Raw genomic sequence first — 13,584 nt, forward strand, 5'->3', positions numbered from 1 at the left:
TCTCCAATTTTGTCGTTATTCAAGGAGGCGCGCTTGCTACTTCTTCGCGGCAAACAGCGCGTCGAGCTTCTGCTCGAAGGTGTGGTAGTCGATACGATCGTAAAGCTCCATGCGGGTTTGCATGGTGTCGATCACGTTCTGTTGCGTACCGTCGCGGCGGATCGCGGTGTAGACGTTCTCGGCAGCCTTGTTCATGGCGCGGAAGGCCGAGAGCGGGTACAGCACGATGGAAACATCGGCAGATTTCAACTGTTCGGTGGTGAACAGCGGGGTCGCGCCGAATTCGGTGATGTTGGCCAGGATCGGCGCTTTCACCCGCGAGGCGAACAGCTTGTACATCTCAAGTTCAGTGATGGCTTCCGGGAACACCATGTCGGCACCGGCCTCGATGCACGCAGCGGCGCGCTCCAGGGCGGATTCCAAACCTTCCACGGCCAGGGCATCGGTGCGGGCCATGATCACGAAGCTGTCATCGGTGCGCGCGTCCACGGCGGCCTTGATACGGTCGACCATTTCCTGCAGGGACACGATCTCCTTGTTGGGCCGATGGCCGCAGCGCTTGGCGCCGACCTGGTCTTCGATGTGGATGGCCGCCGCGCCGAACTTGATCATCGACTTGACGGTGCGCGCGACGTTGAACGCCGAGGAACCGAAACCGGTGTCCACGTCCACCAGTAGCGGCAGGTCGCATACGTCAGTGATGCGGCGTACGTCGGTCAGCACGTCATCCAGGCCGGTGATGCCCAGGTCCGGAACCCCCAGGGAGCCTGCAGCCACGCCGCCACCGGACAGGTAAATCGCCTTGAAGCCGGCGCGTTTGGCCAGCAAAGCGTGGTTGGCGTTGATTGCGCCGACCACTTGCAACGGCTGTTCACTGGCGACCGCGTCACGGAAACGCTGGCCTGGGGTGCTGTTGTTCGTGGAACTCATGACTCACCTCTATTTATTGGGGAGCGCCGTCCGGAAAGTGACGGGCGATGTTGCGTTTGGAAGCGCCGATATGCCGGCGCATCAACAGTTCGGCCAGTTCACCGTCGCGATCGGCAATCGCGTCAAGAATGCGGTGATGCTCGGCAAAGGCCTGGCGTGGACGATTGGGGGTGGCGGAAAACTGGATGCGGTACATGCGCACCAATTGGTATAGCTCGCCGCAGAGCATCTGGGTCAGGGTGCGGTTGCCGGCGCCCTGGATGATCCGGTAATGAAAATCGAAGTCGCCTTCCTGCTGGTAATAGCCGACACCGGCCTGAAACGCAGCATCCCGTTCATGGGTGTGCAATACCTGGCGCAGCTCTTCGATTTCCGCGTCGGTCATGCGCTCGGCCGCCAGCCGGCACGCCATGCCTTCCAATGACTCGCGGATTTCATAGAGCTCGACCAGCTCGGCGTGGCTCAACGACACCACGCGGGCGCCGACGTGGGGCACCCGCACCAGCAGGCGCTGGCCTTCCAGGCGGTGAATCGCCTCGCGCAGCGGGCCACGGCTGATGCCATAGGTGCGCGCCAGCTCCGGTTCGGAAATCTTGGAGCCTGGGGCGATCTCGCCCTTGACGATGGCGGCCTGGATTCGCCGGAAGACGTTTTCCGACATAGTTTGGGATTCGTCCGACAGCGCCGGCGGAGATTCCGTTTGATCCAGCATATTGTCGACACCTTTAAAAGCAATGCTGCAAAAACTAGTCAATTACCCCCACTTAGTCAAAGAATAAATCAACATTGTCGACAATCGTCTAATAACCTCCGGCGTGGATCCAAGAGCATGGCCGCCTGCCAGCGCTGGCGCCAAAAAAGCATCATGTTAGAATGCCCGCCGCATTTGCCTGACATCGCTAGATGAAATGGCGCACGAGGGAGCTTGCGCAGTAATGCCAGTCGCCTTGAATTTCGCACTGCATCGCCTCAGGAATTATGAGACTCAAGCCCTTCCCCCTACTGTTAAGCCTACTGTCCCTGCCGAGCCTTGGCGTTGCCGCCGAGAAGACCGTGTATGGCCTGAATGAATACGCCAAGCTGGCGGGCATCGACCTGGAAGTCGCGGCCAAACTCGACACGGGCGCCAAGACCGCCTCGCTGAGTGCGCGCGATATCAAACGCTTCAAGCGCAACGGGGAGTCCTGGGTACGCTTCTACCTGGCCATCGACGCCGCCCATTCCCACCCCATCGAACGGCCACTGGCCCGCGTCAGCAAGATCAAGCGCCGTGCCGGTGATTACGATCCTGAGGAGGACAAGCAGTACACCGCTCGTCCGGTGATTGCCCTGGATATCTGCATGGGCAGCGCTTTACGCAGCATCGAAGTGAACTTGACTGACCGCAGCACCTTCCAATATCCGCTGCTGATCGGCTCCGAAGCGCTCAAGCGCTTTGATGCGCTGATCGACCCCAGCCTTAAATATGCAGCAGGCAAACCTGCCTGCGCCGCCGACGCTCATACCGCCGAGTAAACCGAATGCGCTCTCTGACCCTGCACCTGAAAATCCTGATCACCATTTTGGTGGTGCTGGGTATTTCGGTCACCGCCTACCAGATCTTCGTGCTGGGCATCCCTGTCACCGAGGACGCCACCGATGACTTGTGGAACATCGACGCGAAGGTCGAGTTCGTCGCCAACCCCAAGGACCCGGTGAAGGTTTCGATGTTCGTGCCGCCGTTGAGCCGCGACTTCGTCAGCCTCAATGAGAGCTTTATTTCGAACAACTACGGGGTGAGCGTCAACCGCGCCGACGGTAACCGCAAGGTCACCTGGTCGGCGCGTCGCGCCAAGGGCAACCAGACCCTGTATTACCGCCTGGTGCTGACCAAGCGCTACAGCGGTGAAAAGGTAAAGATCAAGGGCCCGACGTTCCGCGACAGCATTGCCGTGGAAGGCCCGGAAAAAATCGCCGCCGAAGCCTTGCTCGCGCCGATTCGCCAGCACTCGGCAGACGTCGAGACCTTTATTACCGAAGCCATCAAGCGCACCAACAACCTCAACGACGACAATGTGAAACTGCTGCTGGCGGGCGACACGTCGACGTCGCATAAGGCCAAGATCGTTGAATTGCTACTGTCCATCGCCCACGTACCGGTGGAAAAAGTCCACACCATTCGCCTCGTCGCCGACCAGCCGCAATCTCCGGAACTGTGGCTGCGCAGTTTCAACGGGAATGACTGGCTGTACTTCAACCCGGAAACCGGTGAGCAAGGCCTGCCTGCCGACCGCCTGCTGTGGTGGACCGGCGATGAAAACCTGATCACGGTCGATGGCGGCAAGAAAGCCATGGTGACCTTCAGCCTGAACAACAGCGAAATGAACGCGATTCGCCTGGCCAAGCTGACCGACGAAAATACCGACGCCAACTTCCTCGAATACTCGCTGTACGGCCTGCCGCTGCAAACCCAGCAGACGTTCATGATCATGGTGATGATCCCGATTGGCGTGCTGGTGATCCTGATCCTGCGCAACCTGATCGGCCTGCAGACCCTCGGCACCTTTACCCCGGTACTGATTGCCCTGGCCTTCCGCGAGACGCAACTGGGTTTCGGGATTGTGCTGTTTACAATCATCACCGCGCTGGGGCTGTCGCTCAGGTCCTACCTAGAACACCTGAAGCTGCAGATGCTGCCGAGGCTGTCGGTGGTGCTGACCTTCGTGGTGGTGCTGATTGCCGCCATCAGCCTGTTCAGCCACAAGCTGGGCCTGGAGCGGGGCCTGTCGGTGGCACTGTTCCCGATGGTGATCCTGACCATGACCATCGAGCGCCTGTCGATCACCTGGGAAGAGCGCGGCGCCAACCATGCGCTGAAAGTGGCGATCGGCACGCTGTTCGCGGCATCCCTGGCGCACATCATCATGAGCGTGCCGGAGCTGATCTACTTCGTGTTCACCTTCCCGGCGATTCTGCTGATCCTGGTGGGTTTCATGCTGGCCATGGGTCGTTATCGCGGCTACCGCCTGACCGAACTGGTACGTTTCAAGGCATTCCTGAAGGCTGACTCCTAATGTTCGGCTTCTGGAAGACCTGGAAGGCCCTGGAAGCGCGCGGGATCATGGGCATCAACCGGCGTAACGCCGACTACGTGCTCAAGTACAACAAGCGCAGCCTGTACCCGATCGTGGATGACAAGATCATCACCAAGGAACGGGCCATGGCGGCCGGTATTCACGTACCTGAAATGTATGGAGTCATCTCCACCGAGAAGGAAATCGACAAGCTCGACGAAATCATCGGCGGGCGCAGCGACTTCGTGATCAAGCCCGCCCAGGGCGCCGGCGGCGACGGCATCCTGGTGGTGGCGGACCGCTTTGAGGGGCGCTATCGCACGGTGTCCGGCAAGATCATCAGCCATGAAGAAATCGAGCACCAGATTTCCAGCATTCTCACCGGCCTGTACTCCCTCGGCGGCCACCGCGATCGCGCCTTGATCGAATACCGCGTGGTACCCGACCAGATCTTCAAGAGCATCAGCTACGAAGGCGTGCCGGACATCCGCATCATCGTGCTGATGGGCTATCCAGTGATGGCGATGCTGCGCTTGCCGACGCGCCAGTCCGGTGGCAAGGCCAACCTGCACCAGGGCGCGATAGGTGTGGGCGTCGACCTCGCCACCGGCCTGACGTTGCGTGGCACCTGGCTGAACAACATCATCACCAAACACCCCGATACCACCAACGCGGTGGACGGCGTACAACTGCCCAACTGGGACGGTTTCATGAAGCTGGCGGCCGGCTGCTATGAACTGTGCGGCCTGGGCTATATCGGTGTGGACATGGTGCTGGACCAGGAAAAAGGCCCGCTGATCCTGGAATTGAACGCGCGGCCGGGGCTGAATATCCAGATCGCCAACGACTGCGGCCTGACTCTGCGCACCCATGCGGTGGAGGCGCGACTGGAAGAACTGAAAGCCGCAGGCGTGAGCGAAACGCCGGAAGAACGGGTGAAGTTCGTGCAAGAGATGTTTGGCCATATACCGCCCGTGGAAGGCTGACACGGCCTTCGAACTGTCTATCCCCGACATCCCCTCTAGGAGCAAATCCTACAGGGGACTACAATCCCCTCCCCCGCGCCACTGGCTGATCCACCCCCGCATGTCGACCTGTTCCGTTTACCCGTTGCCCTATCGAGCCAACCCCGCCGAGTATTTTGCGGCGATTCGCCATGCGCCCGGCGCGGTGCTGCTCGACAGCGGCCGCCCGGCGGCCGAGCGTGGCCGTTATGACCTGCTCAGCGCCTGGCCTGAAGCGACGTTGGCGGTTGAGCCTGACGAAAGCGGCGGCGATTTCCTGCAACGTTTGCGCAAAAGCCTGACGCACTTGGGCGAAGCGGCATTGCCCGCTGGCTTGGAGCTGCCGTTTGCCGGAGGCTTGATCGGCTATCTGAGTTACGATTTCGGCCGACACCTGGAACAGATGCCGCACCTGGCGGTAGACGACTTGCACCTGCCGGACGCGCGCTTCGGGCTGTATGCCTGGGCGCTGATCAGCGATCACGCTGCGCAGTCCAGCCAACTGGTGTTCCACCCCGGTCTTGCAGACAGCGAACGGCAACGCCTGATCAGCCTGTTCAGCGCCGGCGTCGTCGACATGCCTGTGGCGTTCAAGTTGCAAGGTCCCATGGCACCGGACCTGACGGCCGAGGCCTATCGGCAGGCCATCGTGCGTATTCAGGACTATATCGAGGCCGGCGATTGCTACCAGGTCAACTTCGCCCAGCGCTTTCGCGCGCCCTGCATCGGTGATCCATGGTCCGCCTATTGCGCGCTGCGCAAGGCCTGCCCGACGCCGTTTTCCGGGTTCCAGAGCCTGCCGGAAGGTGGCGCGGTGCTGAGCCTGTCGCCGGAACGCTTCGTCAAGGTCAGCCAGCGCCAGGTTGAAACCCGCCCGATCAAAGGCACCCGCCCTCGTGGCCCGACGCCGCATGAAGACGCTGCGCACGCCGCCGAGCTCTTGGCCAGTCCCAAGGATCGCGCAGAAAACCTGATGATCGTCGACCTGCTGCGCAACGACCTCGGCCGCAGTTGCCGTATCGGCTCGGTAAAAGTACCCGAGTTGTTCAGCCTGGAAAGCTACCCCAACGTGCACCACCTGGTGAGCAGCGTCACCGGCACATTGGCCGACGATAAAGATGCCCTCGACCTCATCGCCGGCAGCTTCCCAGGCGGTTCTATCACTGGTGCGCCGAAGATCCGCGCGATGCAGATCATCGACGAACTGGAACCGACCCGACGCGGCCTGTACTGCGGTTCGCTGATGTACCTGGACGTGCGCGGCGAAATGGACAGCTCTATCGCCATCCGCAGTTTGCTGGTCAAGGACGCGCAGGTGTGCTGCTGGGGCGGCGGCGGGATCGTAGCGGACTCGCAGTGGGAGGCGGAATATCAGGAGTCGCTGACCAAGGTACAGGTGTTGTTACACACGTTGGAAGGCCTCTAGCACCCAAGCCACTCCTGCCGCTGAGGGCAGCGAGTTCGGCACGAAAAAACCTGAATCAGAACGGTAATGGACCAACAGTGAGCGGCGCGATAGCGTCCGACTTCCGCCGCCCACCGCCGTCTGTGAAGGATCACATATGCCACTCAATCGTCAGAGCTTGTTTCAGGGATTGCATGCTCACCCACTCGGGCCTACTATCTCCCAATATGGGAGGAAAGAGCGATGCGAATAATCGCCCTCTCAACCTTACGAAGGTTCTGGGAAAGCCACCCGGCTTCTGCCGATGCAAAACGCCCCTTGGTCGAGTGGTACCGCCATATGGAAAAGACCCTTTACCCAACACCACAGGCACTCAAGGCCGAGCTCAGGACTGCAAGCATCCTCAAAAGCGGCAGGGTTGTATTCAACGTGGGTGGCAACAAGTACCGGGTGGTCATGTCGATCGATTATGAGCGACAGCTTGGCTTCATCCGCTTTGTCGGCACCCACGCGCAGTACGACACAATCAATGCGGAGACCGTGTAATGAACATCAAACCTATTCACTCTCAGGAAGACCTGGCCGCTGCGCTCGCGCGCGTCGAGCAGATTTGGGGAGCGGCCATCGGCAGTGCCGAAGGTGACGAGCTGGAAATTCTCGCTGTTCTGATTGAGAAGTACGAGGCGGAACACTTTCCGATGCCGCCTTCGGACCCAGTGGAAGCGATCAAATTCCGCATGGAACAAATGGGCTTGACTGCCCGCGATCTGGAGCCATTCATCGGCCCCAGCGGGCGAGTTTCAGAAGTGTTGAACGGCAAGCGCAAGCTGAGCCTGGCGATGATCAAACGCCTGCATGAGGGATTGTGTATCCCTTATGAGCGGTTGCTGGCGGGCATTTAGGCGGGGCTGGGAGGGCCTTGGGAGAGGGGGCCGGCTCCCGATGAGGCTATCAGCCGCGCCAGATAATTTACAGGCTCAACTGTCGGCTGGACGCCTTGATAAACTCCCGCTTCAAATCCTCAAACGTATGCACCGCCGGAAACTGCGGGAACTCGCGAATCACATTCTCCGGCGCATGGAACAGAATCCCCCGGTCTGCCTCACCCAGCATGGTGGTGTCGTTATAGGAATCCCCCGCCGCAATCACTCGGTAGTACAGCGTCTTGAACGCCAATACCGACTGGCGCTTGGGATCTTTCTGGCGCAGTTGGTAGCTGACCACCCGGTCGTTTTCATCCGTGATCAGGCGATGGCAAAGCAAGGTCGGAAAGCCCAGCTGACGCATCAGCGGCTGGGAGAATTCGTAGAAGGTGTCGGAGAGGATCACTACCTGAAAGCGCTCGCGCAGCCAGTTGACGAACTCGATGGCGCCGTCCAGTGGCTTGAGGGTGGCAATCACTTCCTGGATATCGGCAAGCTTGAGCCCGTGCTCATCGAGGATACGCAGGCGCTGCTGCATCAACACGTCGTAGTCGGGAATGTCACGGGTGGTGGCGCGCAGGGATTGGATACCGGTTTTTTCGGCGAAGGCAATCCAGATTTCCGGAACCAGTACCCCTTCCAGGTCGAGACAGGCAATTTCCACAGGACACTCCGTTCGTATTATTCAAGTTGAGCGAGCAAAAGGACTGCCGAACTCTAGCGACTCAAGCACGCCGCCGCAACGCAGGGTAGATTTTGATACCATCGCCCCCTATAGAGCGCTCAGCGCCACTGACCTGTAGGAACCGTCCTGATGAACCAAGCCTTCGACGTCGTTGAACTCGCCACGACCTATGCCAACAAGTCCGCCCAGGACATCCTCAAGCTGGCGTTCAGCCAGTTCGGTGACGACCTGTGGATTTCCTTCAGCGGCGCCGAGGATGTGGTGCTGGTGGACATGGCCTGGAAGCTGAACAAGAACGTCAAGGTGTTCAGCCTCGACACTGGCCGCCTGCACCCGGAAACCTACCGGTTCATCGAACAGGTGCGTGAGTTCTACAAGATCGACATCGAACTGATCTCGCCGGACCAGAGCAAGCTGGAACCCTTCGTCAAAGAGAAGGGCCTGTTCAGCTTCTATAAGGACGGTCATGGCGAGTGCTGTGGCATACGCAAGATCGAACCGCTGCGCCGCAAGCTCGCAGGCGTGCGTGCCTGGGCCACCGGCCAGCGCCGCGACCAGAGTCCGGGCACCCGCAGCCAGGTGGCCGCGCTGGAAATCGATACGGCGTTTTCTACCCCGGAACGTAGCTTGTACAAATTCAATCCGCTGGCGCAAATGACCAGCGAGGAGATCTGGGGTTATATCCGCATGCTGGAGCTGCCCTACAACAGCCTGCATGAACGCGGTTTTATCAGCATCGGCTGCGAGCCCTGCACCCGTCCAGTATTGCCGAACCAGCATGAGCGCGAAGGTCGTTGGTGGTGGGAGGAAGCCACGCAGAAGGAATGCGGGCTGCATGCCGGGAATATCATCAGCAAGACAAAGGCCTGACACCGTTAACCTGTGGGAGGGGGCTTGCCCCCGATGGCGTAGTGTCAGGCACTGTATGGGGTGACTGACCCAGCGCTATCGGGGGCAAGCCCCTCCCACATTTGTTTTGTGTTCGCGACGAAAATGTACACATAGTTGTAACCATCGGTGCCATTTATGTGTGCAATCCAATATAAATCGCACCAAAACGTAACACTTCTTTCCTCTCTATTTTTGCCCTCCTGACTCTGCCCCCTTCCCCATAAAAATAAATAGCTGTTCGAACGGTCAATTTATATCGCTTTCAATTCAGCCAGTTATTTCAATAAGCGATAAAAACGAAATTAACCGTAGTTTTGATCGCTGCAAAACTGGCACGCATGTGGCTTAAGGTGAAATACGCTTTGTATACAATAAATACAAAACCTACATACACTTTGCCATCTGCCGCTTTGGCGCGGATGCGCTGGAGCCTGCCGGAATGCGTACAAGCCTCTCGAATGACATCGCACTGGATCCGCCCTCCTCCGCCCTGAATCCCGAGGCGGCAAGCCCCGGCCCGCTGGTACTCAGCTCACGCCTGCACAACAAGGACCTCGCCCCGACCAAGATCGAAGGCCGTCGCTGGGGGCGCTACAGCATCTTTGCGCTGTGGACCAATGACGTGCACAACATCGCCAACTATTCATTTGCCATCGGCTTGTATGCATTGGGCCTGGGTGGCTGGCAGATCCTGTTGTCCCTGGGAATCGGTGCGGCACTGGTGTACTTTTTCATGAACTTGTCGGGGTACATGGGCCAGAAGACCGGCGTGCCGTTTCCCGTGATCAGCCGTATCAGCTTCGGTATTCATGGAGCACAGATTCCGGCGTTGATCCGCGCCGTGATTGCGATTGCCTGGTTCGGTATTCAGACCTACCTGGCTTCGGTGGTTTTCCGTGTGTTGTTGACGGCGGTTCATCCAGGGTTTGCCGACTATGATCACAACGCGATCCTCGGCCTGTCATCGCTCGGCTGGGCGTGTTTCGTGGCGATCTGGCTGGTGCAACTGGTGATCCTGGCCTATGGCATGGAAATGGTACGTCGCTATGAGGGGTTTGCCGGACCGGTGATTCTGCTCACCGTGGCCTCGCTGGCCGGCTGGATGTACTTCCAGGCAGGCGGCAACATTGCCTGGTCGATCCGCGAACCGCTGAGCGGCGGCGAGATGTGGCGCAATATCTTTGCCGGAGGTGCGCTGTGGTTGGCGATCTACGGCACGCTGATCCTTAACTTCTGCGACTTCGCCCGCTCCTCGCCTTGCCGCAGGACGATCCTGGTGGGTAATTTCTGGGGCCTGCCGGTGAATATCCTGGTGTTCGCCGCCATCACCGTGCTGCTGTGCGGCGGGCAGTTCCAGCTCAATGGCCGGGTGATCGAAAGTCCGACTGAAATCATCGCCGCCATTCCCAATACCTTCTTCCTCGTGCTCGGTTGCCTGGCCTTCCTGATCGTCACCGTGGCGGTGAATATCATGGCTAACTTCGTCGCACCGGCGTTTGTGCTGAGCAACCTGGCGCCCAAGTACCTGAACTTCCGTCGCGCGGGCCTGATCAGCGCCACCGTGGCGGTGCTGATCCTGCCGTGGAACCTCTACAACAGCCCTTTGGTAATCGTATATTTCCTTTCCGGGCTGGGCGCACTGCTCGGGCCGTTGTATGGGGTGATCATGGTTGACTACTGGCTGATCCGCAAAAGCCAGGTGGATGTGCCGCAACTGTATAGCGAAGACGCGCAGGGCGTTTATTACTACAGCCGCGGCGTGAATCTGCGCGCGGTGGCGGCGTTCGTTCCGGCAGCGGTGATCGCCATCCTGTTGGCATTGTTGCCGGGGTTTGCCAGCGTCTCGCCGTTCTCCTGGCTGTTTGGCGCCGGTATTGCAGGGTTGCTGTACCTGCTGATCGCCAAGCGCCAGCCGTTCTACGCCGATGTCAGCGGCGAAAGCATTGCAGTCGATAACGCCAGTCATTAAACAAGGAGCTTCCATGCGCATCCTCGTGGTCAACGTCAACACCACTGAATCCATCACACAAACCATCGCTCAGCAGGCGCGCAGTGTGGCTTCGCCGGGCACCGAGATTGTCGGGCTCACCCCCTACTTCGGCGCCGAATCGGTGGAGGGCAACTTTGAAAGCTACCTGGCCGCCATCGCGGTAATGGATCGCGTAATGGCCTACGACCAGCCATTCGATGCGGTGATCCAGGCCGGCTACGGCGAGCATGGCCGCGAAGGCCTGCAGGAATTGCTCAACGTGCCGGTGGTGGATATCACCGAGGCCGCGGCCAGCATGGCGATGTTCCTGGGCCACGCCTATTCGGTGGTGACCACCCTGGACCGCACAGTGCCGTTGATCGAAGACCGGCTGAAACTCGCCGGCCTGTACCAGCGCTGCGCCTCAGTGCGCGCCAGTGGCATGGCGGTGCTGGAGTTGGAAGCAGACCCACTGGCCGCCATGCAAGCCATCGTGCGCCAGGCGGAACTGGCCATCCTTGACGACAAGGCAGAAGTGATCTGCCTGGGATGCGGCGGCATGGCCGGGCTGGACGAGCAGATTCGCCAGCGCACCGGGGTGCCGGTGGTAGATGGGGTGACGGCAGCGGTGACCATCGCCGAGTCGCTGGTGCGGTTGGGGTTGTCGACGTCGAAGATCAGGACCTATGCAACGCCCAGGTCAAAGAAAGTCATCGGTTGGCCCGGCAAGTTCGGGCACTGAGGATCAACTGTGGGAGGGGGCTTGCTCCCGATTGCGGTGTATCAGCCAGCTTATCTATAGCTGACCCACCGCTATCGGGAGCAAGCCCCCTCCCACATTTTGTTCACTGCAGGGCAGCTAGATCGCACTGAATCGCTGCCCCAACCGTCGCTCGGCAAATTGCTCGATCACAAAATCCACAAACGCCCGGGTCTTGCCCGGCAGCAGTTTGTGCTCGGCGTAGTAGATGGAGATATTGCCGTCGTCCACATACCAGTCCGGCAACACTCGCACCACCGCACCGCTGTCGAGGAACGGCACAGCCATCGGCATGCTGACCAACGCAATGCCCAAGCCCTGGGCACTGGCGCAGCAGGCGGCTTCCGAATCGCTCATGGTCATTGCAGGTTTGAGCACCAGGGGACTGTGCTCGCGCTCGCGGTGGGTCAATTGCCATGAGCGCACCCGGCCGGTTTGCGGTGAGCGGATCAGGATGCCATGGCAGCGCGATAAATCCTCGGGCGCACGTACCGCAGGGCGTTGCGCCAGGTAAGCCGGTGAAGCCACCAGCACCCGGTGCGCCGGCGTCAACTTGCGCGCGACTACGCCTTGAGGCAGTTCGAAGCCGCCGCCAATGGCGGCGTCAAAGCCCTGGCCGATCAAGTCGACCTGGCGGTTATCGAAATGCCAATCCGGGCTGATAGCCGGGAAGCGTCGCATGAACTCACCCAGCAACGGCACCACATACCGATTGCCAAATACGGTGCCCATGCTGACTTTCAGCGTGCCCACCGGCCGGCCTTCGGCGCTGGCCAGGTTGGCCACGGCGTTTTGAATCGTGGTGAGGCTGCCGCTGACTTCGTCGAGGAACAGCTTGCCGGCTTCGGTCAAGGTCAGGCGGCGGGTGCTGCGCTGAAACAGCCTGACGCCCAGGCGCGCTTCCAGCTTGGCCACGCTTTTGCCGACCGCTGCCGGCGTCAGGCTCAGGTGCCGCGCAGCCTCCGCGAAGCTGCCGCCTTCGGCGCTGCGCACAAAGCATTCGATACTGCCAAAGCTTTCCATATCGCCCACTCTAAACTTTTGGTTTACACAGACTATAGCAATCACGCTCTACCGGTATCGGTGGGCGAGGTCGATACTCGGCTCATCAACTACTTGGAGATCGACATGACCCCATCTACCCTCACTGGCAAAGTCGCCTTGGTTCAAGGCGGTTCCCGCGGCATCGGCGCAGCCATCGTCAAGCGCCTCGCCGCGCAAGGCGCCGCCGTTGCCTTTACCTACATCAACTCGGCCGCCAAGGCTGAAGCCTTGCAGAACAGCGTGATCAGCGCAGGCGGCAAAGCCCTGGCGATTCAGGCCGACAGCGCCGATGCCACGGCGATTCGCAACGCAGTCAATGTCACAGTCGACACCTTCGGGCGCCTGGATATTTTGGTGAACAATGCAGGAGTGCTGGCCATCGCGCCGCTGGAAGCGTTCAAGCTGGAAGACTTCGATCAGACCCTGGCAATCAACGTGCGCAGTGTCTTTATCGCCACTCAGGAGGCCGCCAGGCACATGGGCGAAGGCGGCCGGGTGATCAATATCGGCAGCACCAACGCCGAGCGCATGCCGTTTGGCGGTGGTGGTCCGTACGCGATGAGCAAGGCGGCGTTGGTCGGTTTGACCAAAGGCCTGGCGCGCGACCTGGGGCCACGGGGTATCACCATCAATAACGTGCAGCCAGGGCCGGTGGATACCGACATGAACCCGGCGAACAGTGATTTTGCCGAGAGCTTGATTGGGCTGATGGCGGTGGGCCGGTATGGGCATGTGGAGGAAATTGCCAGCTTCGTGGCGTACCTTGCCGGGCCGGAAGCCGGGTACATCACAGGCGCCAGCTTGACCATCGACGGAGGCTTCAGCGCCTGAGGTCTGTGCAACACCGCACACCCCATGTGGGAGGGGGCTTGCCCCCGATTGAGGTGGATCAGCTATTGATAAGTTGGCTGATACACCGC

The 13,584-nt window shown here is 60.0% G+C and carries 14 protein-coding genes; 10 read left to right on the forward strand and 4 right to left on the reverse strand.

Features of this window, described 5'->3' with window-relative positions:
• Window positions 1-36: 36 nt before the first annotated feature.
• Both prpB and C4J84_RS18610 read right to left on the reverse strand, forming a co-directional pair.
• Window positions 37-930: a methylisocitrate lyase gene (gene prpB / locus C4J84_RS18605; RefSeq protein WP_124363946.1), complete on the reverse strand. Its 894-nt coding sequence runs from the start codon at window positions 928-930 to the stop codon at window positions 37-39.
• 13 nt (window positions 931-943) lie between these two features.
• Window positions 944-1,642 (reverse strand): GntR family transcriptional regulator, encoded by a 699-nt coding sequence (locus tag C4J84_RS18610; RefSeq protein WP_124363947.1) that lies wholly within the window; start codon window positions 1,640-1,642, stop codon window positions 944-946.
• A 266-nt stretch (window positions 1,643-1,908) separates the two neighbouring features.
• On the opposite strand from C4J84_RS18610, the gene C4J84_RS18615 reads away from it, so the two are divergent.
• The 6 genes from C4J84_RS18615 (at window position 1,909) to C4J84_RS18640 (ending at window position 7,294) form a co-directional block, all read left to right on the forward strand.
• Window positions 1,909-2,445: an ATP-dependent zinc protease gene (locus tag C4J84_RS18615; protein WP_124435917.1), complete on the forward strand. Its 537-nt coding sequence runs from the start codon at window positions 1,909-1,911 to the stop codon at window positions 2,443-2,445.
• Between the two features lie 5 nt (window positions 2,446-2,450).
• Window positions 2,451-3,983 (forward strand): inactive transglutaminase family protein, encoded by a 1,533-nt coding sequence (locus tag C4J84_RS18620; protein ID WP_124435918.1) that lies wholly within the window; start codon window positions 2,451-2,453, stop codon window positions 3,981-3,983.
• Entirely contained in the window at window positions 3,983-4,969 is a 987-nt protein-coding gene (locus C4J84_RS18625) for an alpha-L-glutamate ligase-like protein (RefSeq protein ID WP_124363950.1), read from the forward strand. Before C4J84_RS18620 ends, C4J84_RS18625 begins: the two co-directional genes overlap by 1 nt.
• Window positions 4,970-5,069: 100 nt before the next feature.
• A complete protein-coding gene (gene pabB / locus C4J84_RS18630; protein ID WP_124435919.1) occupies window positions 5,070-6,413 on the forward strand; it encodes an aminodeoxychorismate synthase component I in 1,344 nt (447 codons plus the stop codon).
• Between the two features lie 222 nt (window positions 6,414-6,635).
• On the forward strand, window positions 6,636-6,938 hold the full coding sequence (locus tag C4J84_RS18635; RefSeq protein ID WP_124410559.1) for a type II toxin-antitoxin system HigB family toxin: 303 nt from the start codon (window positions 6,636-6,638) through the stop codon (window positions 6,936-6,938).
• A complete protein-coding gene (locus C4J84_RS18640) occupies window positions 6,938-7,294 on the forward strand; it encodes a type II toxin-antitoxin system HigA family antitoxin (RefSeq protein WP_124363953.1) in 357 nt (118 codons plus the stop codon). Before C4J84_RS18635 ends, C4J84_RS18640 begins: the two co-directional genes overlap by 1 nt.
• A 67-nt stretch (window positions 7,295-7,361) precedes the next feature.
• On the opposite strand, the gene thrH is transcribed toward C4J84_RS18640, so the two are convergent.
• Complete coding sequence (gene thrH / locus C4J84_RS18645; protein ID WP_124363954.1) at window positions 7,362-7,979, reverse strand: bifunctional phosphoserine phosphatase/homoserine phosphotransferase ThrH; 618 nt, start codon at window positions 7,977-7,979, stop codon at window positions 7,362-7,364.
• Between the two features lie 150 nt (window positions 7,980-8,129).
• Between thrH and C4J84_RS18650 the strand changes: the two genes are divergently transcribed.
• From C4J84_RS18650 to C4J84_RS18660, 3 genes are all read left to right on the forward strand, one after another.
• Window positions 8,130-8,870: a phosphoadenylyl-sulfate reductase gene (locus tag C4J84_RS18650; protein WP_124435920.1), complete on the forward strand. Its 741-nt coding sequence runs from the start codon at window positions 8,130-8,132 to the stop codon at window positions 8,868-8,870.
• A 460-nt stretch (window positions 8,871-9,330) separates the two neighbouring features.
• Window positions 9,331-10,860 (forward strand): NCS1 family nucleobase:cation symporter-1, encoded by a 1,530-nt coding sequence (locus C4J84_RS18655; RefSeq protein WP_124435921.1) that lies wholly within the window; start codon window positions 9,331-9,333, stop codon window positions 10,858-10,860.
• A gap of 13 nt (window positions 10,861-10,873) precedes the next feature.
• Window positions 10,874-11,602: an aspartate/glutamate racemase family protein gene (locus C4J84_RS18660; protein ID WP_124371536.1), complete on the forward strand. Its 729-nt coding sequence runs from the start codon at window positions 10,874-10,876 to the stop codon at window positions 11,600-11,602.
• A gap of 117 nt (window positions 11,603-11,719) precedes the next feature.
• On the opposite strand, the gene C4J84_RS18665 is transcribed toward C4J84_RS18660, so the two are convergent.
• Window positions 11,720-12,643, reverse strand: a complete 924-nt coding sequence (locus C4J84_RS18665) for a LysR family transcriptional regulator (protein ID WP_124435922.1) — start codon at window positions 12,641-12,643, stop codon at window positions 11,720-11,722.
• 105 nt (window positions 12,644-12,748) lie between these two features.
• Between C4J84_RS18665 and C4J84_RS18670 the strand changes: the two genes are divergently transcribed.
• Window positions 12,749-13,495, forward strand: coding sequence for a 3-oxoacyl-ACP reductase family protein (locus C4J84_RS18670; protein ID WP_124404979.1), 747 nt, complete (start codon window positions 12,749-12,751; stop codon window positions 13,493-13,495).
• Window positions 13,496-13,584: the final 89 nt, after the last annotated feature.

Source organism: Pseudomonas sp. R11-23-07, from assembly GCF_003852295.1.
GTDB lineage: Bacteria > Pseudomonadota > Gammaproteobacteria > Pseudomonadales > Pseudomonadaceae > Aquipseudomonas.

Excerpts from the sequence above, each read along its gene's own strand:
- prpB (WP_124363946.1), bottom strand. The coding sequence starts at position 930 with ATGAGTTCCACGAACAACAGCACCCCAGGCCAGCGTTTCCGTGACGCG.
- C4J84_RS18610 (WP_124363947.1), bottom strand. The coding sequence starts at position 1,642 with ATGCTGGATCAAACGGAATCTCCGCCGGCGCTGTCGGACGAATCCCAA.
- C4J84_RS18615 (WP_124435917.1), top strand. The coding sequence starts at position 1,909 with ATGAGACTCAAGCCCTTCCCCCTACTGTTAAGCCTACTGTCCCTGCCG.
- C4J84_RS18620 (WP_124435918.1), top strand. The coding sequence starts at position 2,451 with ATGCGCTCTCTGACCCTGCACCTGAAAATCCTGATCACCATTTTGGTG.
- C4J84_RS18625 (WP_124363950.1), top strand. The coding sequence starts at position 3,983 with ATGTTCGGCTTCTGGAAGACCTGGAAGGCCCTGGAAGCGCGCGGGATC.
- pabB (WP_124435919.1), top strand. The coding sequence starts at position 5,070 with ATGTCGACCTGTTCCGTTTACCCGTTGCCCTATCGAGCCAACCCCGCC.
- C4J84_RS18635 (WP_124410559.1), top strand. The coding sequence starts at position 6,636 with ATGCGAATAATCGCCCTCTCAACCTTACGAAGGTTCTGGGAAAGCCAC.
- C4J84_RS18640 (WP_124363953.1), top strand. The coding sequence starts at position 6,938 with ATGAACATCAAACCTATTCACTCTCAGGAAGACCTGGCCGCTGCGCTC.
- C4J84_RS18650 (WP_124435920.1), top strand. The coding sequence starts at position 8,130 with ATGAACCAAGCCTTCGACGTCGTTGAACTCGCCACGACCTATGCCAAC.
- C4J84_RS18655 (WP_124435921.1), top strand. The coding sequence starts at position 9,331 with ATGCGTACAAGCCTCTCGAATGACATCGCACTGGATCCGCCCTCCTCC.
- C4J84_RS18660 (WP_124371536.1), top strand. The coding sequence starts at position 10,874 with ATGCGCATCCTCGTGGTCAACGTCAACACCACTGAATCCATCACACAA.
- C4J84_RS18665 (WP_124435922.1), bottom strand. The coding sequence starts at position 12,643 with ATGGAAAGCTTTGGCAGTATCGAATGCTTTGTGCGCAGCGCCGAAGGC.
- C4J84_RS18670 (WP_124404979.1), top strand. The coding sequence starts at position 12,749 with ATGACCCCATCTACCCTCACTGGCAAAGTCGCCTTGGTTCAAGGCGGT.